Source organism: Priestia sp. YIM B13489, assembly GCF_042787645.1.
Taxonomy (GTDB): Bacteria; Bacillota; Bacilli; order Bacillales; family Bacillaceae_H; genus Priestia; species Priestia megaterium.
In genome coordinates, this window is record NZ_JBHZOQ010000053.1 from 3922177 (window position 1) to 3945020 (window position 22844).

Annotated in this window: 21 protein-coding genes and 2 riboswitches; of the genes, 4 read left to right on the forward strand and 17 right to left on the reverse strand. The window is 38.4% G+C overall.

Annotated features, from left to right (window positions below; genetic code table 11):
* The first annotated feature begins 128 nt into the window (after window positions 1-128).
* A complete protein-coding gene (locus ACFX4W_RS26095) occupies window positions 129-581 on the forward strand; it encodes a MarR family winged helix-turn-helix transcriptional regulator (protein ID WP_025751758.1) in 453 nt (150 codons plus the stop codon).
* 36 nt (window positions 582-617) lie between these two features.
* Here ACFX4W_RS26095 and ACFX4W_RS26100 read toward each other — a convergent pair whose 3' ends face one another.
* Together ACFX4W_RS26100 and ACFX4W_RS26105 are read right to left on the reverse strand one after the other, a co-directional pair.
* Window positions 618-1052, reverse strand: a complete 435-nt coding sequence (locus ACFX4W_RS26100) for a hypothetical protein (protein ID WP_043982801.1) — start codon at window positions 1050-1052, stop codon at window positions 618-620.
* Window positions 1053-1193: 141 nt separating this feature from the next.
* Window positions 1194-2276, reverse strand: coding sequence for a tyrosine-type recombinase/integrase (locus tag ACFX4W_RS26105; protein WP_377560282.1), 1083 nt, complete (start codon window positions 2274-2276; stop codon window positions 1194-1196).
* Window positions 2277-2611: 335 nt separating this feature from the next.
* On the opposite strand from ACFX4W_RS26105, the gene ACFX4W_RS26110 reads away from it, so the two are divergent.
* A complete protein-coding gene (locus tag ACFX4W_RS26110) occupies window positions 2612-3607 on the forward strand; it encodes a DUF3231 family protein (RefSeq protein ID WP_165575085.1) in 996 nt (331 codons plus the stop codon).
* Window positions 3608-3660: 53 nt separating this feature from the next.
* Here ACFX4W_RS26110 and ACFX4W_RS26115 read toward each other — a convergent pair whose 3' ends face one another.
* The 7 genes from ACFX4W_RS26115 to thiT all read right to left on the reverse strand — a co-directional run bounded on the left by ACFX4W_RS26115 (window position 3661) and on the right by thiT (window position 11651).
* On the reverse strand, window positions 3661-4851 hold the full coding sequence (locus tag ACFX4W_RS26115; protein WP_280559693.1) for a TcaA NTF2-like domain-containing protein: 1191 nt from the start codon (window positions 4849-4851) through the stop codon (window positions 3661-3663).
* Window positions 4852-4898: 47 nt separating this feature from the next.
* On the reverse strand, window positions 4899-5828 hold the full coding sequence (locus ACFX4W_RS26120; RefSeq protein WP_230184138.1) for a TcaA NTF2-like domain-containing protein: 930 nt from the start codon (window positions 5826-5828) through the stop codon (window positions 4899-4901).
* Window positions 5829-5971: 143 nt separating this feature from the next.
* A complete protein-coding gene (gene eat, locus ACFX4W_RS26125; protein ID WP_028408364.1) occupies window positions 5972-7321 on the reverse strand; it encodes an ethanolamine permease in 1350 nt (449 codons plus the stop codon).
* A gap of 21 nt (window positions 7322-7342) precedes the next feature.
* The gene (gene eutC / locus ACFX4W_RS26130) at window positions 7343-8056 is read right to left on the reverse strand and encodes an ethanolamine ammonia-lyase subunit EutC (protein WP_043982809.1); all 714 of its coding nucleotides are present in this window, start codon (window positions 8054-8056) and stop codon (window positions 7343-7345) included.
* Between the two features lie 14 nt (window positions 8057-8070).
* Window positions 8071-9441 (reverse strand): ethanolamine ammonia-lyase subunit EutB, encoded by a 1371-nt coding sequence (locus ACFX4W_RS26135; RefSeq protein ID WP_043982810.1) that lies wholly within the window; start codon window positions 9439-9441, stop codon window positions 8071-8073.
* A 26-nt stretch (window positions 9442-9467) separates the two neighbouring features.
* A complete protein-coding gene (locus ACFX4W_RS26140) occupies window positions 9468-10886 on the reverse strand; it encodes an ethanolamine ammonia-lyase reactivating factor EutA (protein ID WP_043982812.1) in 1419 nt (472 codons plus the stop codon).
* A gap of 156 nt (window positions 10887-11042) precedes the next feature.
* Window positions 11043-11651: an energy-coupled thiamine transporter ThiT gene (gene thiT / locus ACFX4W_RS26145; protein ID WP_043983115.1), complete on the reverse strand. Its 609-nt coding sequence runs from the start codon at window positions 11649-11651 to the stop codon at window positions 11043-11045.
* A 32-nt stretch (window positions 11652-11683) separates the two neighbouring features.
* Window positions 11684-11784: riboswitch (TPP riboswitch) on the reverse strand.
* A 174-nt stretch (window positions 11785-11958) separates the two neighbouring features.
* Window positions 11959-12143: riboswitch (Lysine riboswitch) on the forward strand.
* A gap of 102 nt (window positions 12144-12245) precedes the next feature.
* On the opposite strand from thiT, the gene ACFX4W_RS26150 reads away from it, so the two are divergent.
* On the forward strand, window positions 12246-13685 hold the full coding sequence (locus ACFX4W_RS26150) for an amino acid permease (protein ID WP_043982813.1): 1440 nt from the start codon (window positions 12246-12248) through the stop codon (window positions 13683-13685).
* A 36-nt stretch (window positions 13686-13721) separates the two neighbouring features.
* Here the strand turns inward: ACFX4W_RS26150 and ACFX4W_RS26155 are convergent, their stop codons facing one another.
* The 5 genes from ACFX4W_RS26155 to ACFX4W_RS26175 all read right to left on the reverse strand — a co-directional run bounded on the left by ACFX4W_RS26155 (window position 13722) and on the right by ACFX4W_RS26175 (window position 16435).
* The gene (locus tag ACFX4W_RS26155; protein WP_043982815.1) at window positions 13722-14090 is read right to left on the reverse strand and encodes a hypothetical protein; all 369 of its coding nucleotides are present in this window, start codon (window positions 14088-14090) and stop codon (window positions 13722-13724) included.
* 103 nt (window positions 14091-14193) lie between these two features.
* Window positions 14194-14685, reverse strand: a complete 492-nt coding sequence (locus tag ACFX4W_RS26160; RefSeq protein ID WP_043982817.1) for a GNAT family N-acetyltransferase — start codon at window positions 14683-14685, stop codon at window positions 14194-14196.
* Window positions 14686-14775: 90 nt separating this feature from the next.
* Window positions 14776-15363: a cysteine hydrolase family protein gene (locus ACFX4W_RS26165; RefSeq protein WP_043982818.1), complete on the reverse strand. Its 588-nt coding sequence runs from the start codon at window positions 15361-15363 to the stop codon at window positions 14776-14778.
* Window positions 15364-15384: 21 nt separating this feature from the next.
* Window positions 15385-15693 (reverse strand): cupin domain-containing protein, encoded by a 309-nt coding sequence (locus ACFX4W_RS26170; protein WP_034651653.1) that lies wholly within the window; start codon window positions 15691-15693, stop codon window positions 15385-15387.
* Window positions 15668-16435 carry a YqcI/YcgG family protein gene (locus tag ACFX4W_RS26175; RefSeq protein ID WP_377560288.1) on the reverse strand — a complete coding sequence of 256 codons (768 nt, stop codon included), beginning with the start codon at window positions 16433-16435 and terminating at the stop codon, window positions 15668-15670. Before ACFX4W_RS26175 ends, ACFX4W_RS26170 begins: the two co-directional genes overlap by 26 nt.
* 152 nt (window positions 16436-16587) lie before the next feature.
* On the opposite strand from ACFX4W_RS26175, the gene ACFX4W_RS26180 reads away from it, so the two are divergent.
* Window positions 16588-17229 (forward strand): LysE family transporter, encoded by a 642-nt coding sequence (locus tag ACFX4W_RS26180; RefSeq protein WP_043982821.1) that lies wholly within the window; start codon window positions 16588-16590, stop codon window positions 17227-17229.
* On the opposite strand, the gene ACFX4W_RS26185 is transcribed toward ACFX4W_RS26180, so the two are convergent.
* The 3 genes from ACFX4W_RS26185 to parE all read right to left on the reverse strand — a co-directional run bounded on the left by ACFX4W_RS26185 (window position 17215) and on the right by parE (window position 22648).
* Window positions 17215-18036 (reverse strand): alpha/beta fold hydrolase, encoded by an 822-nt coding sequence (locus ACFX4W_RS26185; protein WP_043982823.1) that lies wholly within the window; start codon window positions 18034-18036, stop codon window positions 17215-17217. The two genes, ACFX4W_RS26180 and ACFX4W_RS26185, sit on opposite strands and share 15 nt — an antisense overlap.
* A gap of 212 nt (window positions 18037-18248) precedes the next feature.
* On the reverse strand, window positions 18249-20675 hold the full coding sequence (parC, locus tag ACFX4W_RS26190; protein WP_165575081.1) for a DNA topoisomerase IV subunit A: 2427 nt from the start codon (window positions 20673-20675) through the stop codon (window positions 18249-18251).
* The gene (gene parE / locus ACFX4W_RS26195) at window positions 20672-22648 is read right to left on the reverse strand and encodes a DNA topoisomerase IV subunit B (protein ID WP_043982827.1); all 1977 of its coding nucleotides are present in this window, start codon (window positions 22646-22648) and stop codon (window positions 20672-20674) included. The genes parC and parE overlap by 4 nt, the downstream gene beginning before the upstream one ends.
* Window positions 22649-22844 lie beyond the last annotated feature (196 nt).

Consider the following 22844-nt stretch of genomic DNA (forward strand, 5'->3'; position numbering starts at 1 on the left):
AATAAGTCTAGTGTATTTGCGATTTATTCTGTAAATTTATTTTTATCAAGCGTCCTCTTTACAAACAAATTTACAGAAATAAAAACAGCTGATATAATCACAGCATGTATGTATGCAGGAGGTTTTATATGGAATCGTTAGAAGAAATGTTCGGCATTCCCACCGTTCGTACAAGTAAGCGCTTAAGCAGAGTAGTTGCCGCACGCTTGCGCCCTTTTGGGATTACACCAGAACAGTGGACCGTTTTAAAACGCGTATCAGAAGCTGAATATAGTACGCAGAAACAATTAGCTGAACGAGCAGATAAAGATCAAGCGACGCTGACTAAAATTTTAGATTTACTAGAAAAACAAAATTGGATTCAGCGTATCAGAAATCCAGAAGATCGCCGCTCGTTTTTTATTCAAATAACAGAAGATGGCCTGCGTTTAAAAACAGAAGTAACGCCTGCTGTGGAGCAGGTATTTTTCGAATTAACGTCCGAATTAAACGAGCAGCAGGTGAAAATTTATACCGAAACTTTACAAAAACTTGAATACCGCGCCGAACAATTGCTTCAAGACGCAGAAGACCTGCGTTAAATACCCAAAACCCCACAGCTAGCATTCTGCGGGGTTTTACACGTAGTTGGCGATGCATAGCACTTCTTTGATTTTTGAAATCACTTGTTTGGTTTCATCTGTTAAAGAGGTGAATTTAAACGCGATGGATTCTGCATTTGGATTAATGAAGGGTTCTTTGTTCGTGTCTTTGCGGTAGTCTTCAATTTGTTCTAAACAATATTTTAAAATAAACGACAAGTTCGCACGTCGAAACCTCAAACTGACGGTAGAAGGCCATCTTTTTTGAAACTGATTGCTTCCCTCATACTGAATCGCTCCGATGTAGCGTTCTCCGGATAAAAAAGATTCTTTGCTTCGATATAGCTGAACGGTTTGGGCTGTTCCGCTCCAGTCAATATAAATACCTGCTGTTTGACAAACTTCGTATATGTAATGAAAAAGCTCCGTTACTTCTCCGAAATGGTAGTGAAGCGGATGTTTAGCCGTCATAGATAGCTCCCTCCTTTATCGACTTTCTACCATTATATTGTAGGAAAAGTAACTTATTCATTTATACAACTTATTTCATACGCATAAGCAGTAAAAATGAAAATATATGTTTTTTAGTTTACATAAAAATATTATAGATAATTAGCGATACCCCGATTTTCGAAACGCGTCGTATACCGTATCTTCTTGAAGTTTTTCAAGATAAACGTTCGTTGTAGCAATAGAAGAATGCCCAACTACTTGCTTCACAACCGCAAGCGGAACGTCATTAGCTAAACTGTTTGTAATAAAGGTATGACGAAACCAATGAGGAGAAATAGACGCGTTTCCTTTTACTTTATAAACAGCTGATTTAATCGTTCGATACAACGTTGTATAGGATAATCGCTTCTTTTCGCTGGTACGATAGTACTCTTTAATGGAGTAAAAAAGCGGTTCGGTGTCAAAAGGACTTAGTTCAGTGCTTTCATTTAACGCTTGCCGGTAAGTGAAAAGCGTTTCTTTCACATCATCAAACATGGGAATCGTTCGTTCTTTTTTTCCTTTACCAATCACATCTACAACCAAATTTCCGCGGCGGTCTTCCCGGAAGCTTCCCCAATTTAAACTCAGCAGTTCACTTGAACGCATTCCACTCATATACAAAAGCATTCCCATTAAGCGATTGCGCGCTTTGAATTCCTTTTCATACTGACGAATGCGCACGACTGATTCTAATGCATTTACAATCACCTGGGCTTCGCGGTCGGTTAGCTCTCGGTACTCGGTGCGATTTTGTTTTTCCTTGTCGCTGTAATGTCCTTTTGCAATAGATGGTTTTTCAATCCACGTTGTATACAGCGAAGGATAAAAATGAGTAGCGTGTCCAAACTCTAGCATTCTTCTAAAAAATTCTAGCTTTCTTGCAGCGGTGCGATTGGCATATTGATTCATCATTTCTTCATTAAATAATTTGACTTCCATAAATCCAATCGATTTTAATGTAATCTCTCGTTCGTAGAAAAAAGACAGAATCGTTTTCATGTCTTGATTGTAAGATCTGATCGTATGAGGAGAAAGTAATTTTTTGATAATACGCATTGAAAAAAAGAGCTGAATAAACTCTTCATCTGAAACGTGCTTCAAATTCAAATTGTTATCTTCATCTAACAGCTCTGCCTCTTCCCACTGCTCTTTTAGCTGGCGAAACGAATTTTTCACAGGCGACAATTCAAATTCTTCCATTTTACCCCTCCTAATGATTAAAAACAAAGGTACCCCTTTCAAGTGATCCAGAATGGAATATAACGATTTTTTATCAATTCGCAACAAATACCATTAAAAATTTTTAAAAACCTCTCAAAACCTAATTTAAAAAGCCGTTTTTTAAAGATTTTAATAAAAACATCCATTATATGTAAAATGAATTCTATTTTCTGCTTATTTCTCTACTTTATCATATGAACGCTTGATAAGGAAGAGTTATCTTGCGTTAGTTAGGTAAAGGATTTTGATTGTGTTAGACAGCAATGTTTTGGGAACACTAGTAGGAGTTTAAGTAATAATTGGAGGTACCGAATTTGGATAATCAGAAAAATAGATTGACGTCATCAGAAATTACAAGTTTATGGGCACAATACATCCAAGACACCATGTCTGTTTGTATTAGTAAATATGTGTTAGCAAAGGTTAAAGATTCTGAGGTTTATTCTCTTTTTGAATTTACTTTAGAACTGGCTGAAAAACATTTGCACGTACTTAGAGATATTTTTAAAGCTGAAAAATTAGATTTGCCCATTGGCTTTACTGATAAAGATGTAAATCTAGATGCTCCCCCCTTGTTTACGGACACCTTTTGGTTAGTGTATATACACGAAATGACCATGCACGGGTTGGCTGGATATAGTATATCTTTTAGTGTTTCAGCACGCAAAGATATACGTGACCATTATTATCAATGTAATATTGATGCGATGGACCTTTATAATAAATCTATTGAAATTCTTATATCGAAAGGTATTTATCAACGATCTCCCTACTTTTCTAAAACAGAAAGAGGTCACTCGATTACAGAATGGGGATATGTTATGGACCTATTCGGAGATAAAAGGCAGCTAAATTCAATGGAAGCTGGAAACATTTACTTTAATTTAAAAAAGAGCGTGGCAGCTAAAGCGCTTGTAAATGGTTTCAAACAGGTAACAAAAGATAAAGATATCCATAGCTTTATGGAGGAATGTTTGCACACAGCCAGTAAGAACATAAACATTTTTTCTTCCTTACTTCAACAAGAAAACTTGCAGTCTCCACGCTTGATGGATGCTGAAATTACAAATTCTGACGTAGCCCCTTTTTCTGATAAACTAATGGTATTTCATGCGGGATTTTTGTTTCATTTAGCTACTACATATTATGCTGCAGCTATGATAACTAGTATGAGAATAGACGTAGCCGGACATTGTGATGCTTCTATTTTAAGGGATTTAAAAACCATCTCTTCTTTTGGCCGAATAATGATTAAAAAAGGATGGATCGAAAAACTGCCAAGAGCAGATGATCGGAAAGAATTGTCTTAATATCCTGCGAACTTACCTGTAAATAAAAAACATCACGCTCTGCGTGATGTTTTTTAAAGTGATTCAATTTTAGTCAGGTGCAGCTGTTTATTGCTGTAGGAAACGGTATAGGTTCGATAATACTCTTTTTCTTGACTTTGACCGTTCGTTGTAATTGAAATGACTTCTTTCGTTTGGATTGTATAGACCGCTTCGTTCTCTTCTTCACTCACAGATTCCACGTCTAATACCGAATAATCAACGAGTTCTTCTCGAATGTCTCTTTCGTACAGCATTTTCACAAGCTGCTTTTGATCATTCCACAAAACACTATCCCGCTCGATATAAGGCTGTACGTGTTCAAATTTATTCGTGTTAATGGACTTTGTTAAATCTCGTAAATAATGTTCAATGAAAATATCCGCTGTTTCTTGATCAACTTTTTGGATGTTTTTTAAATTAAAATCTTTTTCTTCCTTCTCTTCTTTTTCTTTTTCACCTTCTTTAAAATCGTCGATTCGCTGAGAACTGTTTTTGCTGATGGCATACGTTTTATTATTCTCTTTGAAAACCAAGATTTCTTCCTTTTCGCCTTTTTCATTTGTGCGGGTAGATTCACCTTGATATGAAATATCACTAGAAGGATTAATTGACTTTACGTATTTGATATATTCATCGGCCGTAATGTTGAGGTATTTTTGATGATAGGTAACTTCATCCCATTCGTTTAATTTCCAGTGCTTATTAACGTATTTAAAATTCATGTAAATGGTCAGTCCGCCGCTTCCTTCTTTACTAATTGGCTCAATAGCCGAGACCGAAAATTGCCCAGCGTGATTGTTAATAAGTTCAAATCGAATCAGATGAGTTACATCAGGAAAAAAGCTCATATTGCATTCTTTGCAGTAATAATTAGTAGAAATACTTTTTAGCTTTGTTGCAATTAAAGATGAAGTTGCGTATGGCGTTAACGCTTTTTTTAGCGTTTCATAATCAGCAGGGTTAGATTCATTTTCCCATTCGTACTCTTCGCCTAATTCTTTATAGGTACTTGAAATTTTGTTCATCGTCTCAACCGCAGTTTTTTCTGCTTTTTTTTCTGATACAAGATCAGGCGGAAGAGATGACTTAGCTTGATCTTTTGGGATCACTTCATCTGAGGAAGGTTCGGTTGGTTTGGATAACTTAACTGTTTCTTTTTCTTCACAGGCTGTCAAAACCATTAGCAGCAGTAGAACGAATGCAATCGTCCATTTTTTATGCATAAGGTGTCCTCCTCAATGCCGAATTTAGTCTGTTTTTAAAATGATCTTTAATTCTCAAACGTATCGAGCACGTAATCACCGCTTGGAATTCCCCACTTTGCCTTTTTATTTTGATCTGTTTTAGCAAGTAATGAAATGGAGTTTTCTTTAAGCGTAATGACAATGGTTCCTTTATTTCCTTGTCCATCATTTTCATATTCAATGGCTGCTTGGTTATTTTCAAAACGAATATTTTTTTGTTCAACGGTTGACACGCGGATTTTGCTAGGTGGCTGGTACGAATTTATTTTAATCGTTGCTTCCGAGTTTGATGTAGCAAGAAATTGAATGATAGGAGATCCGTTATCATTGCCAGTGGTCCATTTTCCATCGTAGTCGTGTAAATCTGTTGTTTGTGTAGTGGGAGTTTCAGTGCTTGCATTTGGTTTAGATGAAAAGTCAAATGGTTCTACATTCGATAACTTTAACGTATCGTTTTGATAAACGGCTGTATAAAGGCGGTCACAAATTTTAGTATAAGGATCTTTACCCGGCTGTTTTAATAAGCTTTCCTCGTGGGTTTGTATTTTGAATACATGGTTAGGTTCTTCATACCAATTGACAATATGAAACGTTTGCTTCTTCTGCTCGATGCCTTGGCGTGTGAAATTTTCAACAAGAAGGTTTTGCTCTTTATAAAAAGAACTGTCAGCTTTCAAAAAAGCTTTTAAATCATCAAAAGAGTTTTGATCCACTGCCTTTCCAAACGCTGAAAAGTAATCAGTCATCCAGGCTGTAATAAATTTCCCGCTCATTGCTTCTTTATTTAAATCAATCGATTGAATGCTTTCTACCTGTGTTTTTGGTTCGTTTAGTACTTTTTTTGCATCTTTTTCTACTATCATTGTATTTCCGTCTTTTAATGTTTCTTCTTGCTGACAGGCTGATAACAGAATAGATGAAACAACCGTGATAATGATTGTATTACGTTTGTTCATCATAATTGCCCCTTCTTTATCTAATATAAATGTATGTATATTCTTCCAACAAACAGACCTAGTATATCATTCTACAAAAAAACGCTCAACCCTTTAATTTCGCAAGAAAAACGGCTTGCCTTTACAGCGAGCCGTTTTCCTTCCTATTTAATGGATGCTTCTTGATATGAATTGGCTGCTTCTTTTTTGAGCTGTCTAGAGCCATAAAAGACATAGTAAATAATTGAAAGGAGGAAAATTCCAAGAATCACATAAATTAAAGGTAGAGAAACGCCAAACAGCATTAAATTTGTTGTAAGAACACTGTATTTTATGATGCTGTACAAGCACAGAATCCCTAATACTAAGGCAATACTTGGCACGACCGGGTAGTTCACTTTAAAAGGACGGGACAGGTTAGGTTCTTTTTTGCGTAAAATGAAAAGAGAAACTAAACTGATGCAGTACATCATCATTGCTCCGAACACGGATAAGATAATAAGTGCATTGGCAAACGTTGCAGATCCTGCACAAATCACGCCGATTGCTCCCGGAATCAACAAACCGCCGACAGGAACTCCTTTTTTATTCGTTTTAGCAAGAAATTTAGGGAAGTAACCATCTCGTGCAAGCGCATAGGTTTGTCTTGAAAATCCCATGATGATTCCATTTAAGCTAGCAATCAAGCCGAATAGCCCGATAATAGCAACAACGGTTGAAATGCCGTTTCCGTATACAGAAGACAGCGCCTGCGGAAGTGGATAATCGGCTAGCTTCCCGCTTCCTCCGCCAAGTCCTGCTGTTACAAATAGTGTAAACAACGTTGCGGTTGCTAGAGTAATAATCGCTCCAATAAATCCTTTAGGAATGTTTTTCTTAGGATTTTCCACTTCTTCCGCTGCCATTGCTCCACCTTCTATTGCCAGATAGAACCAAACAGCGAATGGAATAGCTGCTAGTACCCCTGTTGGCCCGTTAATAAATGAATGATCATTAAAAATATTTGATGTTTGTACATGAGGCAAACCAGCTACATAAAAAATAGATAAACCAATTAGTGCAACAATGGTAGCTGTAAGCTCAATCACCGCTACTTCTTTTACCCCGATTAAATTTAATAAAACAAAGAAAATAAAGGCACCTACCGTTGCGTATACAGGGTTAACGGCTGGAATGAGGAAATGCAGGTATGCTCCTGTTGACACTGCAATAGCAGGAGGAGCAAAAATAAATTCAAGCAAGCAGGCAATTCCTGCGATATATCCCCCAAAAGGTCCAAGTGCTCTTCTTGCATAAGCTGAAGGTCCACCGGCTTGCGGGATAGATGTTGAAAGCTCTGCATAACTGAACATAAACGTTGTGTAAAACACAGTTACAATTAAGGTTGCAATTGCAAGCCCAATAATCCCGCCTTGTTCAAACCCGTAATTCCACCCAAAGTATTGTCCTGAAATAACCATGCCCACTGAAATAGCCCATAAATGAATAGGTTTCAATTGTTTTTGTAACGCCATACGTTCTCCTCCTTTTGATGTTTAGACAATAAGATGTACACCGCTTGTTTGCTGCTTAATCATTTTGTCAATCATGGTACCGATATGTGCGGCTGCCTCAATAGGAGGCGTCCCTCTTTTATGAATATTAGAAATAACCATACGATCAGACTCTTTTTTGCCTTTGCTAGGTTCATAGCACATGTAAGCACTCATTGATTCAGCACTGACCAGTCCAGGTCGCTCTCCAATCAATAGCACAAGTGCTTTTGGCTTTATGATCTCGCCAACTTCATCCATACACGCAACCCGTCCCCCTTTTACAAAAAATGAAGTCCCGATATGAAGTCCATATGACTGCAGGGAGTCAATTAAAGCTGGATACACGTCGCTTATGTTTTCTTCGATTGCCTTGGCGCTCAGTCCATCTGAGACTACTACTTGTACATCAGGCTGCCGCACGCAGTTTTTGAAAATTTCTTTCTTAGCGTTATCTGCTAATAACCTTCCTTGATCCGGCCGTTTTAAGTAATGTTCTTTTGACTCCACGCGTGTATTCACAGAGAAAAGGTTAAACTCGGCTAAAATATCTTCTGAAACTACTCCATATACAGAGTCTACGGCTGCAGCATGATCCGTGCGAAAAGATAAAACGTCTTTTGTTAGCGGCCTTGTTCCTGTACGGCCGACACCTATGCGGGCAGGGGTAAATTGTTTAAGTGTTTCAAGCGGATCGCGATTTGACTTTGGTATCATAGTAAGCACCTTCCTTAAATCAAATTCATAAAAATAGTTGGGTCTCCGGCTCTAGATGTAAAGCGCCCGTTGTCCATAATACGCTGATCTTCAAGCCACTTTTGAAATAACGGCGTTGGAGTACGGCCTAACACATTACGTACTGTTGCAATGTCATGATAACTAAGAGACTGGTAGTTTAGCATGCAGTCATCAGCCATGGGCACTCCTATGACAAAGTTCACTCCAGCTGTTCCCAGAAGCATACTTAAATTATCCATATCATTTTGATCAGCATCCATGTGGTTGGTGTAACATACGTCTACTCCCATAGGCAGGCCGTGCATTTTACCCATGAAATGATCTTCTAACCCAGCTCGTAGAACTTGTTTGCTGTTATATAAGTATTCAGGTCCAATAAATCCAACAACTGTATTAACTAAGAAAGGCTTGTAGTGACGAGCTAAGCCGTAGCATCTAGCTTCGAGCGTTACTTGATCAATGTTATAGTGAGCTTCTGCTGACAGTTCAGAACCTTGTCCTGTTTCAAAATACCAGCGGTTTGGACCTTTTGCCGTTCCTTTTTCATGAATTAGCGCTGTCGCTTCATCAAGCATAGACAGTGAAATTCCAAATGAATCATTACCAGCTTCTGTACCTGCTAAACTTTGAAAAATCAAGTCTGCTGATGCTCCTTTTTCAATTGCTCTCATTTGACTCGTTACGTGTGATAATACACAGTTTTGAGTAGGAATTGACCATTCGTTGATTATATTTTTTGTTTCATTTAAAAGCGCGTAAATATTATCCGTTGTATCAATAACAGGGTTAATTCCGATAACCGCATCTCCAATTCCATAGCTTAACGCTTCGTATAGAGATGCTCTCATTCCCTTTAAGTTATCTGAAGGATGATTAGGCTGGGCCCGAGAAGCCAATACTCCTTTTTGGCCGATAGTCGTTTGACAAGTAGTTTGCACTTCTATCTTGGCAGCTCCTTGAATTAAATCTAAATTGGACATAATTTTAGTAGCTGCCGCAATCATTTCGCTGCTTAATCCTTTGCTAAGTGCAAGAAGGTCTTCTCCGCTATGCTGATCGGATAAAATGTATTCTCTTAAATCCCCTACTGTCCAATTTTTAATAATGTCGTAAACAGATGAATCAATCTGACTTTCGATTAATGCCGAAACGTTGTCTTCATCTGCGCTGAGCAGCGGGTAATTTCGAATATCAGCAAGTGTGATATCAGCTAGAACTTGTTTTGCTGCCATTCGTTCTTTCATTGACTCAGCGCTAACTCCTGAGAGCTGATCTCCAGAACGCTCTTCGTTTGCTTTGGCCATGATTTCTTTTAAGCTATAAAATGAAAATGTTTCTCCTAACATTCGTGTAGTTTTAAACATCGTTTCCTCCTTGTGTGTTCAGCTGATTATGATGAAAAAGCGAGCGTTTTAACGGAAACGGAGATCGCTTCTCCGGCTACTGGTAACCCTAGATCGATGTAATCTCCGTGTGTAAAATCAATTTGATCTAAACAAATAATTTCTAACTCTTTCCTCTGTTTAGCTAGTGCTTGTCCTAAAGCTTTTGCAATATCTTGTTCGCATAGAACAACGAGGCACTTGGCTCCCTTAAAACAAGCAATAAATTCATCGCTTATTATTTTTGCTAATTCTTGAAGCATCTTATAGCTGCAGTAAGGAAAATGAGATAAAGCAATAGCAGCAGGGGGGTCTTCTGCGCTGAAAATAGTTGAAGCCTGCATACATGCCGCTCGAACTCTTTCTTGAAACAGCTGCGGATTCCACGTCTCTTCTTGCTGAACGGGTATCTCTACAATCGGGATATTTTTTAACGGCAGCCGCTTCGACCCAATATATACGGTTGATCCGCTAACTTCTGTATTTTGCATACCAGCCCCAATTACAGTAGCGCGCGTTGTCTCAGCGGATTGAGATACTTGGATGGATTGAAAATGATATGCTAGAAGCGGACCAACGTCTCCGTGTATGGCCACTTCCTTCACTGTTATTGGCTTTTGCTTCTCCATCATTGCTCCTACTCCTCCTGAAACCATGATCGTTTCAGGATGTATAGAAGATCTTGTATGAGGAGAAACGAGCAGCGAGGAATTTTGATTCAGCGCTTTTACATAATTCACGGTTTCTTCAGCTAGTAATTGACAGATAGACGAGAGCTTTTCAAATGCTGCTTTTTCACCTTCTCGCAGTGTCAAAGAATTATTTTTCAAAAATTCAGTTAAATGAGACGAAACGTAGGTAACAAGACCGTCTTCATTTAGTCGAATTAATCTCCCGCCTACATGCAGTGTAAACGTTTCTATCACTTTTCCATTTTGACATAAAGCGATGTTAGCAGTGCCTCCTCCTACATCAATATTGGCAATTACTGCATTTGTTTCAGCAGAACGCTCTATTGCTCCCGATCCTTTTGCTGCTAATATTCCCTCTAAGTCAGCGCCGGCTGTTGCAACAACAAAATCCCCAGCATGTTCGGCTAGATAGTGAACGATACTTTCTGCATTTTGCTTTCTGGCCGTTTCTCCTGTGATGATCACAGCACCTGCCTCCACTTGATCTAAGGAGATTCCTGCGTTCTTATACTCTTGTTCTAGTAGTACCGTTAATCTTTGAACATCGATTTCAACATCGTTTAGCATAGGGGTGGTATAGATAGAACTTACATACGTTACGCGACGATCAATAATTTGACAGCCTGGCAGCGTAAACTGATTTTGTTGATTTGCTATTAACAGCTTGCTTACAATCAGTTTTGTTGTGCTTGTTCCGATATCTAAACCTATGCTCGTTATCCATTTCTGTAGCATGCTATCAATCCCTTATCTCGTTTGAATATGGTGATTATCATAAAACAGTTTTTTGAATATTTCACTAACTATGTTATCAAACCTGACACACTTTTGTGTAAACAAAGGTGACAAATGACAAAAAAGACTAAATCTTGGTAGATTTAGTCTTTTTGCTTATGATGAGTGTGATTTAGTTACAATCATTCTTGATGCGGATGGAATTAATAGTGAAAGAATGATTAAGCAGGCTATTAGTGACCCTACCATTGAAATACCGTTCATTGAAAAAGAATACCATAGAGCGGACATACCCTTTGGCGCATATGATCCCCAAAAAATAATGCCCGCAATAAAGTGCCAGAAATACCGTGCGAAGCTGCCGATAACAAGGGATAAAACAATCAAAACAAAAGCTTTTGATCTGTTATTGTTAGCTAAATTTGTTTTAATAGATTGCGAAAAAATACCTCCAAAACCTATAAAAGCAAAAGCCACAATATATTCAATAAACGTTTGTAGCGCTGTTAAAATATAAGCCGTTCCTGTTGCCAACTGCAACAGCCCCCATAATAGACCAGATAGAGCCCCGCCTTTTACTCCCCAGCGAAAGCACATAATAAAAATGGGCACCATGGAGAACGAAATACTCACAGCCGTTGCAATCTTAATGGAAGGCAAAAGATCAAGTAGAAGTGCTAATGCTGCAAAAATAGCTATTTCAATTTTAGCCTGTAAAGGTAATGCTTTATTCACGTTTCTCACTCCTGTTTTTGAATCATTCATATCAAACGGTTTACACAGGAGTAAGCAAATATATGCTACTATTCCCACATTCCTACGCTAGCGTTAACTAACAGGTTCGAAGGGTCTGAACAATTTGTTCACTCTCAGCACGGCGGCTCCCCCTGTGGTACGTTCGGATATTTATGTAGTATTATGACAACATTCATTATACCATATGTAGCAAAATAGATTCGAGAGATTTCAAAGATGTTTCTATTTTCTGAATCTATTTTTTATAATGACAATCGTTTTAGTATTTGGTATACTTCTTTTATGTCAAATGAATATAAAAAACCCTCATCCTAATCGATGAGGTAGAGGTCGCAGTTTTTAATAGTAAAGCAACGGAAATGCAGAGAACATTGAGGATGTTGCTTGAAAGGAAAAATTGCCGAAGTTTAGATCACTTCTCGGTTGATTTAAGCTGGGGCTGTCTCCGAACAGGAACAGAACTGTCACATCATGCGAGTGATGTGAAGAGCTATCTTCACGGAAGGTTGACGCGGTTTTCAGATTTAAAAGCGCGCACATATACTGCGGGCTTTTTTTATGTTATCCCGTCTCTTTCCGTACATTCGAAAGGAGTATTTATCTATGCAAGAGCAGCAAGAATTAAAACGTGGGTTGAAATCTCGCCACTTAACGATGATTTCATTAGGAGGAGCCATCGGAACCGGCTTATTCCTAGCAAGTGGTGGAGCAATTCACACAGCAGGACCTGGGGGAGCGCTTTTAGCTTACGCTATCATTGGTGTCATGGTTTACTTTTTGATGACCAGCCTAGCGGAGCTCGCAGCTTATATGCCTGAAGCCGGTTCATTTAGTACGTATGCGTCTCGGTTTGTAGATCCATCCTTTGGTTTCGCTCTCGGCTGGAACTATTGGTATAACTGGGCTATTACGATTGCAGCTGAATTATCTGCTGGAGCCCTTATTATGAAATTTTGGTTCCCAAACTCTTCTTCTATTTTATGGAGTGCCCTGTTTTTATTAATTATGTTTGGGCTTAACTACCTTTCTGTAAGAGGATTTGGTGAATCTGAATTTTGGTTTTCGTTAATTAAAGTAGTAACGGTTATCATCTTTTTAGTTATTGGCATTATGATGATTTTTGGTATCTTTAACAATGAAGCACCAGGGTTTAAAAACTTCACGCTTGGTGATGGACCCATTCACGGTGGATTCTTTACTGTCTTAGGTATTTTTATGGCTGCTGGTTTTTCATTTCAAGGAACAGAGTTGCTTGGAGTCGCAGCTGGAGAAAGTGAAGATCCGGAAAAAACGGTTCCTCGCGCAGTTAAACAAGTCTTCTGGCGCATCTTGTTATTTTATATTTTAGCTATTTTTGTTATCGGGATGCTTATTCCATACACAGCCGATTCATTAGCAAGTGATGATGTGCGAGTAAGTCCATTTACTTTAATATTCGAACGAGCAGGTCTGGCGTTTGCAGCATCAGCTATCAATGCCGTTATTTTAACAGCCGTTTTATCTGCTGGTAACTCAGGTATGTATGCTTCTACGCGTATGCTGTGGAACTTAGCGAAAGATGGAAAAGCACCAAGGTTCTTAGCAAAAGTGAATAAACGAGGCGTTCCAGTGAATGCTTTAATCGCAACGGCACTTGTCGGTACACTTGCATTTGGTGCTTCATTTTTTGGAGACGGTGCGGTATACACGTGGTTACTTAACGCTTCTGGTATGTCTGGTTTTATTGCTTGGTTAGGAATTGCCATCAGCCACTATCGTTTTAGAAGAGCATTTGTTGCCCAAGGTCATGATTTGAGTGAACTTCCATATCATGCAAAACTTTTCCCGTTTGGTCCTATCTTTGCCTTTATTTTATGTGCTGTTGTCATTTTAGGTCAAAACTATTCGGCGTTTATGGGTGATTCGATTGACTGGTACGGTGTACTTGTTTCTTATATCGGACTTCCTTTATTCTTAATTGTTTGGTTAGGATACAAATGGACGAAAAAGTCAAAACTTATTCCGTTAAAAGAATGCCAAGTAACAGTGAAAAAATACGAATAAAAAAAGCTCTCTATTCAAAAGAATAGAGAGCTTTTTTTATGTGATCTGATCAGCAAAATGAAGAGATATATAGGCGGGCTGATTTTTCATAACAAGCATATAACCTTTGAGGGGACGATTACAGTAATCAGCAGCTTCTATATAATAAATACGCTGAACTAACCTGCTTAAATGGGTTACAAAAGATGGAAGTTGATGAGTAGGAATGCTTTGGATGTAGTCTATGATTTCTTGTTTAGTTTGAAGGCCCGAATGGGTACATTCTAACAGATGAAAAAGCGGATCTGCTGCTATAGTAGATAGTTCAGAATTGTGTTTGATTCTATTCAGCTGGATATGCAGTTCTTTTTTTGACCATGTCTTTGGAATAGCTCTTAGATGCTGATATTGAAAACGTGTATTCATGATAGCTAACACCTTTCGTATTAAAATAATAAAACGACTTATTATTTTAATAACCTTTACACATGAAACTAAAACGTTACAATGTGTAAAGGTGTCATACATCTTATAAAATAAGCTGATAAAAAAGCACATCTTGCCACTGATCGAATTTCCAGCCTACTTCTTTAAATTCTCCGCAAAATGTAAAATTAAATTGCTCATGCATTTTGATACTGATATCATTCCCTTTTGTAATCCCTGAAATGACAACGTGATGGTTGAGTTCTTTAGCTAGTTCCAAAATTCGCTTCATAAGCTGTTTTCCAATGCCATACCCCTGTTGATTTTTATCAATATAAATCGATAGCTCTACCGTTTGAATGTACGCTTCTTTATCTCGATAAGAAGAAAGCGAAGCATAGCCCACTACTACCCCATCTTTTTCTGCGACAATAAGCGGAAAAAGTTCATTGCTAATATGATTATCAAACCAGCTCCTTCTTTGCTCTACTGTTACAGGCGTTAAATCAAAAGTAGCAGCACTTGCTTGAACAGACTGGTTATAAATTTCAACAAGCATAGGTAAATCTTCTTCTTTAGCATAACGAATGATCATATGTACAAACTCCTTATAGTATAGAATTATCTTTATTTTACTTCTTTTAAGAAACATAATCTACATAAAAAACCGATGTGCGCATGCACATCAGTTATGATTTTGAGCATATTGAAAGGTTTGAAGAACTTGAAGTGTCTCTTTTGTAGAAACGACCGTTGCAAACTCCTCATGCAAAGAAGACAATGCGAATGTATGTACATCTTCTGCAGGAAGCCTTGTTTTTCCATCGTAGGACATACCATCAAAGCAAGCTGTTGCATCGTTTACAACGTACGTCCTGTACCCTAGATTTCCAGCCATGCGGGCAGTCGTAGAGACGCAGTGATTAGTAGTTAGTCCTATTAAGATAAGCGTATCATAGCCATTTGCTTTTAAATAACTGTCTAGCTCTGTTCCAATGAAGCAGCTGTTCACGTGTTTGCGAATTAAGTATTCGTCTTCTTGTGGACCAAACCCTTCTTTGAACTGAAATCCCTTCGAACTTGGGTGTAAAGGAGAATCTGGATTTTCTGATGCATGCTGTACGTGAATGACAGGATAATTTTGGCGCCTCCATGCTTGCAGTAGCGTCAGCATATGTTTTTCTGCATCTAGATTGTTTCTTTCCCCCCACTGTGGTGAATAAAACCCTTCTTGTACATCGATAAGCAGCAGCACTGGCCGGGAACGTAGCATAAGCATCATCTTCTTTCGTCTTTATTTTAAAATGGAAATAACGTATGTGCACCCATCAGGACCGGCTTTTGAGGAATGAACCGTTTGTTTCGGTAAATGTATTCGATCTCCTGCCTGACATAGAACCGTATCATGTTCAACTGTAAAGTAAATAGATCCTTCAAGTATATGAAGAATTTCATCAGTTGGATGGGTATGAGATGGGTGCGTTTGAAAAGCAATATCGTGCTGTACTTCAACATATCCAGTATACGCTGGAAGCAGTTCTTTAATTACTTCTTCAAACTTTCCGCCAACTCCTTTTTTAATAGAGGCTTTTTTTACGTCCATGCTGCTCACTCCTTTTTAATTTAAACGGACACTGTCCAGTAGTATAGTTGTTATCATCGTGTAAAAAATATTGCTTCCACTCTCGGTTTTCCTGCTGTCCATACCATCCTAATTCAGGGTGAGCTGATACGTCATCATATGTTTTTAACCGATCGCGGACCACCTTTTGTACGTGCCGCCCTATTTTTGAATCTCCTGTCATACCTTCAAACACCCACCGAGGTTGAAATGTAATCATAAATCCTCTGCTCTTACGGCTTTTACGTAAAGAATGAGCAGGCGTATTACATACGACAAAAATAGATTCTCCGTGAAAGCAAAATTCCCATAATGGATCTTTTGGATCTTTTGGAATGTCTTGCGGCCATTTCTTTTGATCAATTTGATGAAGAAACGTCAGCGTATCCCAAAACATCGTTTCGTACTCTTCCATTGATCGTTCTTTATGTTCAGGCTTAAAGAATAACACAAAGGATGTATAGCGACCTATGGTCTTGAACGTATCTATGTATTCTCTAAGTGCCGACGCTGCATTCCTAATATCTTGGTAGTTATAAGGAGTAGTCACAAATGAAAACCGCAGTAAATCTTTTTTAAAGCCTTCTACCCCTAATATACAAGGAAATGGATTTTCTTCTGATAATATATCGCTTCGGAAATATTGAAAAGCATCTTTTCCCCAAAATGGAACATGCGTTGACTCTAAAATCTCATTGGCTCGAAAAAGCATTTTTGATGCCATTAAAACCCTCCTTATGGAACTCAACGTTACATGTGTATTAAAGAAAAGAAAGTTTATGAGCATTTTTAACTAAATGCCGCTTCTAAATTATAAAACTCTAATCTATATATATATAAGCTACTATTGGACAAGTTAGAAAGGAGGCTGTGTTTGTGGAGTGGTTTTTGATTGCTATAAAACAAATAATTCTAGGTATTAGTCTCGCAGCACCGGTAGGTCCAATTAATATAGAGATGATTAAAAAAGGGCTGACAAAAGGATTTTGGGCTTCTTGGCTAGTTGGTTTAGGGGGCATGACGGCCGACATTTTATTTATGCTCCTCATTTTAATAGGGTTAACGCCTTTTGTGCAGATGCAGGCTGTTACTGTTACCCTGTATGCAACTGGTTTTGTCATGCTCACATTTGTTGGCTTTCAAAGTATGAAACAAGCTGTTTCTCGTTCCTTTTCAATAGATGTAAATAAACCCTCTATTAAAAGAGATAAGTCGTTTTTTACAGGTTTCTTCATTGCTCTTATGAATCCTTTAAATATTGTGTTTTGGTTTGGTGTATTTGGGTCAAGCTTAAGCGAAAGCCTCCAAAGTCAAACGTGGCTATCTGTCTTTTTTCACAGTTTTTTTATTATCTTTGGCATCCTTCTTTGGAATTTAAATATTGCCAGCAGCATTCATTTCACAAGAAAATTTATCACGCCTGAGCTTCTTCGCTTTATTACGTTAGGTGCAGGTTTTTTACTTTTTTTATTTGGCTGCCAATTCGGTTTTAAATGTATATCCTTACTTATAGGCTGAGCTTTTAGCGATGAGTTCAATAAGAGTGTCATTTACTTTCTCACGTTCATCATAAAAAAGACCGTGTCCACTATTTTCAAATGGAAGAAGTGTAGAAAATGAAATATGACGATTCATAACTTTTGCAAGATCAAATGGACAAATTTGATCTTTTTTTCCGTGTAATATATATGTCTCAGTAAAAATTTGACTCAAATCTTCCCGTAAGTCTTCGTCTCGTAAAGACACCGCAGTTTTAATCGTTCCATGACCGGATGCCTCTAAACCTAAATCTTGAAACCATCCTCTAAAGGCTGAGCTGGTAGGCTGATTAAAAAACTTTTTCCCAAACTCTTCAAGCATATTAGGACGATCTCTATACGTATTTTGAATAATTGTATTTACTTCTTCAGAAGGAAGTCCATATGGAAAATCAGTTTTTTGAATAAAGCTTGGAGCCGCTGCCCCTAATAAAATTAACTTCTTCACGCCATATCCTAAATGTCTGCTCATATATCGAATAGCAATGGCTGCCCCCATAGAAAAGCCTACGAGCGTATAATTTTTAAGCTCAAGTCTTTCTACTAACATGCGAATATCATCCGCTAATTGATTATAAGAATAGCCGGTGAAAGGTGCATCTGATTTTCCGAATCCCCGAAGATCAGGAGCGATACATCGAATACCTCGGGCCGGCAACGTTGTAAATTGGTATTCGTACATTTTAGCGTTAACCGGCCACCCGTGAAGGAAAAGAACGGGTTCCCCTTTTCCAATATCTCGAACAAAAAGTTTAGTCTTAGGAGTTACGTGAATAAAGTAGTTCATCTATAACACCTCCTAGTGGGTCTTATATATATATGTGTAGGATAATTGGAACATTCAAAAGTTTCTTAGAGGCTTGTGTAGGAGGTGTATAATGTTTATCTGGAATAAGGAGTAGGGAAATTCTTTTATATTGTTTATTTAGAACATAGTTTAATTTAAAAATATTAGATAAAAAAAGTAGTAAAGCGTTAAAAACTTTACTACTTTTTTGGTTATTTTTCTTCCAGCCACACATCAACTAAATTGCCAGCTTCACTTTGGTCCAATACGAATGAACCGTTGCTGTATCGGTCGCTAGCTCGCATTGTAGACGGATCAACCTGCTCAATTTGACCTTTAGATGATTCCACTATCACGTAATGTTCTTTAGAAATTGCTTTTACTTTTGCAATTTGATGCGGGTTAGATTTTAGTTCTCGGACCATCACTAGCCCTCGTTTTGCTCGTGCTGATTCTTCAAACTCAGTAATTTTTGTCTTTTTCACAGCTCCTCGCTGCGTGGCGATAAATAATTCAGTTGATAGAGCTTCATCTTCATCGAAGATAACGCCGCTTACAACATAATCATCGTCTTTTAAGTTAATTCCTTTCACACCAGAAGCGCGAGTTCCTACAATATTGATTTCTTCTTCCCGGAAACGCAGTCCGTAGCCAGAACGAGTGGCAATAAACACTTGTTTTTTACCATCCGTTTGATATACATCGATTACTTCATCATCGCCTTTTAAATTAACGGCGACAAGAGCTTTGGAGTAGCGCTGTGCTTTATATTGAAGTAATTCTGATTTTTTGACCATACCATTTTTCGTAAAGAAAAGCAGATACTGATTTTCTTTAAATTCTTTCACCGGTATCGCCCGTACAATTTGCTCTTCTTTATCAATTGGAACAATGTTCATGATATGCTGCCCCATGTCTTTCCACCTGATATCAGGAAGTTCGTGCACTGGTATATATAAATAATTTCCTTTGTTTGTGAAGATGAGTAGCGTTTCGGTTGTATTAATTTCATACTTCGCTAAAATTCGGTCCGTATCTTTCATACCGAAGTCTTGCCCGTTAGACGCGGCGTAAGAACGAAGGCTTGTTCGTTTTACGTATCCGTCTTTTGTGACTGTCACTATCACTTCTTCAGATGGAACCATCACTTCTAGATTAATCTTAATTTCTTCGATTTCCGCTTCAATTTTTGAGCGGCGTTCTGTACTGTATTGCTTTTTTACACGGCGTAATTCTTTTTTGATTACATTAAAAAGTTTTTTCTCGCTATGTAAGATTTCTTCTAACTCGTTAATTTTAGCACCTAGCTCTTCGGCTTCCGCTTGTAGAGCTGTGATGTCCGTGTTTGTCAAACGGTATAATTGAAGCGATACAATCGCCTCTGCTTGAGGTTCTGTAAATTCATATTTGGCAATTAAATTATTTTTAGCGTCGCGCTTGTCTTTAGAAGCTCTAATCGTCGCAATAACTTCATCTAAAATCGACAGGGCCTTAATCAATCCCGCTACAATATGTTCACGTTCACGTGCTTTTTGCAGTTCATATTTAGAACGATTTGTTACCACTTCTCTTTGATGATCAATATAAGCATCAAGAATGTTGGCTAAACTCATAAGCTTTGGTCGCTTTTTAGCAATAGCAACCATGTTAAAATTATAAGGTACTTGCAGATCCGTATTTTTATAAAGATAGTGAAGTACTCCTTGAGCATTTGCATCTTTTTTTAATTCTACTACGATGCGCAGACCGGTACGATCCGTTTCATCGCGAACTTCAGCAATGCCTTCCACTTTTTTATCTAAACGAAGCTCATCCATTTTCTTAACAAGGTTGGCTTTGTTTACTTCAAACGGAATTTCCGTAATGACAATTTGCTGTTTTCCGCCGCGAATAGACTCCACTTCCGTTTTTCCGCGAATAATAATTTTCCCTTTACCTGTCTCGTAGGCTTTCTTAATCCCGTCTACCCCTTGAATGATTCCTCCTGTAGGAAAATCAGGACCTTGAATAGCCGTCATCAACTCTTCAATTGTACACGTTGGTTTATCAATTCGCATGATCGTTGCGTCAATTACTTCACCTAAATGATGAGGAGGAAGTTCCGTAGCGTAACCAGCTGAAATACCCGTGGATCCATTCACTAGCAAATTAGGAAACATAGCCGGTAACACAGTTGGTTCGCTGCTTGTATCATCGAAGTTAGACACAAACTCAACCGTTTGTTTATCAATATCTCGTAGAAGTTCTGCAGCAATCGATGAAAGGCGAGCTTCTGTATAACGCATTGCCGCTGGGGGGTCTCCATCAATACTTCCGTTGTTTCCATGCATTTCGATTAATACATTTCTAACTTTCCATTCTTGACTCATTCGAACCATAGCATCATATACAGATGAATCACCATGAGGGTGATAATTACCAATTACGTTCCCTACAGTTTTGGCTGACTTGCGAAAGCCTTTTTCTGCTGTATTCCCATCTACGTGCATTGCATATAAAATACGGCGCTGAACGGGTTTTAACCCGTCTCTTGCATCCGGCAGTGCACGCTCTTGAATAATATATTTACTGTATCGACCAAAACGGTCGCCTAGTACATCCTCAAGAGGTAAATCTAAAAAGCGTTCTGTTTGTGTCATTGTACGTCCTCCTCTGCGACCGTTAATACATTTTCATTATCTAAAATATTTGGATCTTCTTCTAATCCAAACGCTACGTTGCTTTCAATCCATTTTCTGCGAGGTTCTACTTTATCGCCCATCAAAGTAGTCACACGACGATCAGCGCGAGCGGCATCATCAATACGAACACGAATCAGCGTACGCGTCTCTGGGTTCATTGTTGTTTCCCACAGCTGATCTGCGTTCATTTCACCGAGACCTTTATAGCGTTGAATCATATACCCTCTTCCTACCTTATCGATAGCCCCTTGCAATTCTTCGTCACTCCATGAATATTCAACCACTTCTTTTTTACCTGACCCTTTACTTACTTTATAGAGCGGTGGAAGAGCAATAAATACTTTTCCTGCTTCCACAAGCGGTTTCATATAGCGGTAGAAAAACGTTAGCAGAAGCACTTGAATATGAGCGCCATCCGTATCCGCATCGGTCATGATGACTATTTTATCGTAGTTAATATCATCGATGGTGAAATCTGCTCCTACTCCTCCGCCTATCGCGTGGATGATCGTACTAATTTCTTCGTTTTTAAAAATATCTTGAAGCTTGGCTTTTTCGGTATTGATAACCTTCCCTCGCAGTGGCAGCACAGCTTGAAAGCGGCGATCCCTTCCTTGTTTTGCTGAACCTCCGGCGGAATCCCCTTCGACTAAGTACAGTTCGTTTCGCTGAGGATTTCTTGATTGCGCAGGCGTTAACTTTCCACTTAGAACGGTTTCTTGACGCTTTCGTTTCTTCCCGTTTCTTGCATCTTCTCTTGCCTTTCGTGCTGCTTCACGCGCTTGAGCAGCTTTGATTGCTTTTTTTACAAGAAGAGAGCTTACGTCCGGGTTTTCTTCTAAGAAATAGGCAAGTTTTTCAGAAATAACTGAATCTACGGACGAACGAGCTTCACTTGTACCTAACTTTCCTTTTGTTTGTCCTTCAAACTGAAGCAACTCTTCAGGTATTCTAACGGAAACGATGGCTCCCAAGCCTTCTCGTATATCCGTTCCTTCTAAGTTTTTGTCTTTTTCTTTTAGCAGGCTTACTTTACGGGCGTATTCATTAAATGCACGCGTCATAGCGCTTTTTGCACCGGACTCATGCGTTCCACCATCCTTGGTACGAACATTATTAACGAATGATAAAATGGTTTCAGAATAACCATCATTAAATTGAAAGGCAAATTCAACTTCAATATTATGATGAATCCCTTCAAAAAAGACGACTGGATGAAGTGAATCTTTTTCTTCATTTAAATATGAAACGAAGGCTTGAATACCCGTTTCATAATGAAAGATATCGTGACGATCATGTCTTTTATCGATTAACTCTATTTTGAATCCTTTTAACAGGAAAGCCGATTCGCGGAGCCGTTCACACAGCGTATCATAATTATACACAGTTGTTGAAAAGATCGTGGCATCCGGTTTGAAATGAATCGTTGTTCCCGTTTTTTTCGTTTTCCCTATTTTTTCTAGCGTCGTAACCGGCTTTCCTCCATTTTCAAAACGCTGTTCATAAATAAATCCATCTCTATGAATGGTTACCGTCAACCATTCAGACAGCGCATTTACAACAGATGCACCTACTCCATGTAAGCCTCCGCTTGTTTTATATCCACCCTGTCCGAATTTACCTCCTGCATGCAAGATGGTTAAAATAACTTCAGGCGTTGGTTTTCCTAGTTTATGCATGCCCGTTGGCATACCTCGACCTTTATCTTGTACAGAAATTGAATTATCTTTGTGAATGGTTACAATAATTTCTTCTCCGTAGCCTGCTAGAGCTTCATCGACAGAGTTGTCGACGATTTCATATACTAAATGATGCAGACCTCGTGTATCTGTACTTCCAATATACATACCAGGACGTTTACGAACGGCATCTAATCCTTCTAGTACTTGAATTGCGTCTTCATTATAATTAAATTGTTGTTTCCGAGCCATTCATACTACCCCTTTCATCACAACGAACATTACTACATTATGTATGAAACACAAACGTTTGCGCTTCGTGTCTAAGAATAAATGATCATGTATCCTATCTTTTAATTTTATAGTGTTCGCACCAACAGAACGTATGTTTCTATTTTTGCGTACTTACAAGATTTTAGCACAAATTTCCGTATTATAAAAGCAATAT

Coding starts and splice junctions, on each gene's coding strand:
- ACFX4W_RS26095 (WP_025751758.1), top strand. CDS start 129: ATGGAATCGTTAGAAGAAATGTTCGGCATTCCCACCGTTCGTACAAGT.
- ACFX4W_RS26100 (WP_043982801.1), bottom strand. CDS start 1,052: ATGACGGCTAAACATCCGCTTCACTACCATTTCGGAGAAGTAACGGAG.
- ACFX4W_RS26105 (WP_377560282.1), bottom strand. CDS start 2,276: ATGGAAGAATTTGAATTGTCGCCTGTGAAAAATTCGTTTCGCCAGCTA.
- ACFX4W_RS26115 (WP_280559693.1), bottom strand. CDS start 4,851: ATGCATAAAAAATGGACGATTGCATTCGTTCTACTGCTGCTAATGGTT.
- ACFX4W_RS26120 (WP_230184138.1), bottom strand. CDS start 5,828: ATGAACAAACGTAATACAATCATTATCACGGTTGTTTCATCTATTCTG.
- eat (WP_028408364.1), bottom strand. CDS start 7,321: ATGGCGTTACAAAAACAATTGAAACCTATTCATTTATGGGCTATTTCA.
- eutC (WP_043982809.1), bottom strand. CDS start 8,056: ATGATACCAAAGTCAAATCGCGATCCGCTTGAAACACTTAAACAATTT.
- ACFX4W_RS26135 (WP_043982810.1), bottom strand. CDS start 9,441: ATGTTTAAAACTACACGAATGTTAGGAGAAACATTTTCATTTTATAGC.
- ACFX4W_RS26140 (WP_043982812.1), bottom strand. CDS start 10,886: ATGCTACAGAAATGGATAACGAGCATAGGTTTAGATATCGGAACAAGC.
- thiT (WP_043983115.1), bottom strand. CDS start 11,651: ATGAATGATTCAAAAACAGGAGTGAGAAACGTGAATAAAGCATTACCT.
- ACFX4W_RS26150 (WP_043982813.1), top strand. CDS start 12,246: ATGCAAGAGCAGCAAGAATTAAAACGTGGGTTGAAATCTCGCCACTTA.
- ACFX4W_RS26155 (WP_043982815.1), bottom strand. CDS start 14,090: ATGAATACACGTTTTCAATATCAGCATCTAAGAGCTATTCCAAAGACA.
- ACFX4W_RS26160 (WP_043982817.1), bottom strand. CDS start 14,685: ATGATCATTCGTTATGCTAAAGAAGAAGATTTACCTATGCTTGTTGAA.
- ACFX4W_RS26165 (WP_043982818.1), bottom strand. CDS start 15,363: ATGCTACGTTCCCGGCCAGTGCTGCTGCTTATCGATGTACAAGAAGGG.
- ACFX4W_RS26170 (WP_034651653.1), bottom strand. CDS start 15,693: ATGGACGTAAAAAAAGCCTCTATTAAAAAAGGAGTTGGCGGAAAGTTT.
- ACFX4W_RS26175 (WP_377560288.1), bottom strand. CDS start 16,435: ATGGCATCAAAAATGCTTTTTCGAGCCAATGAGATTTTAGAGTCAACG.
- ACFX4W_RS26185 (WP_043982823.1), bottom strand. CDS start 18,036: ATGAACTACTTTATTCACGTAACTCCTAAGACTAAACTTTTTGTTCGA.
- parC (WP_165575081.1), bottom strand. CDS start 20,675: ATGACACAAACAGAACGCTTTTTAGATTTACCTCTTGAGGATGTACTA.
- parE (WP_043982827.1), bottom strand. CDS start 22,648: ATGGCTCGGAAACAACAATTTAATTATAATGAAGACGCAATTCAAGTA.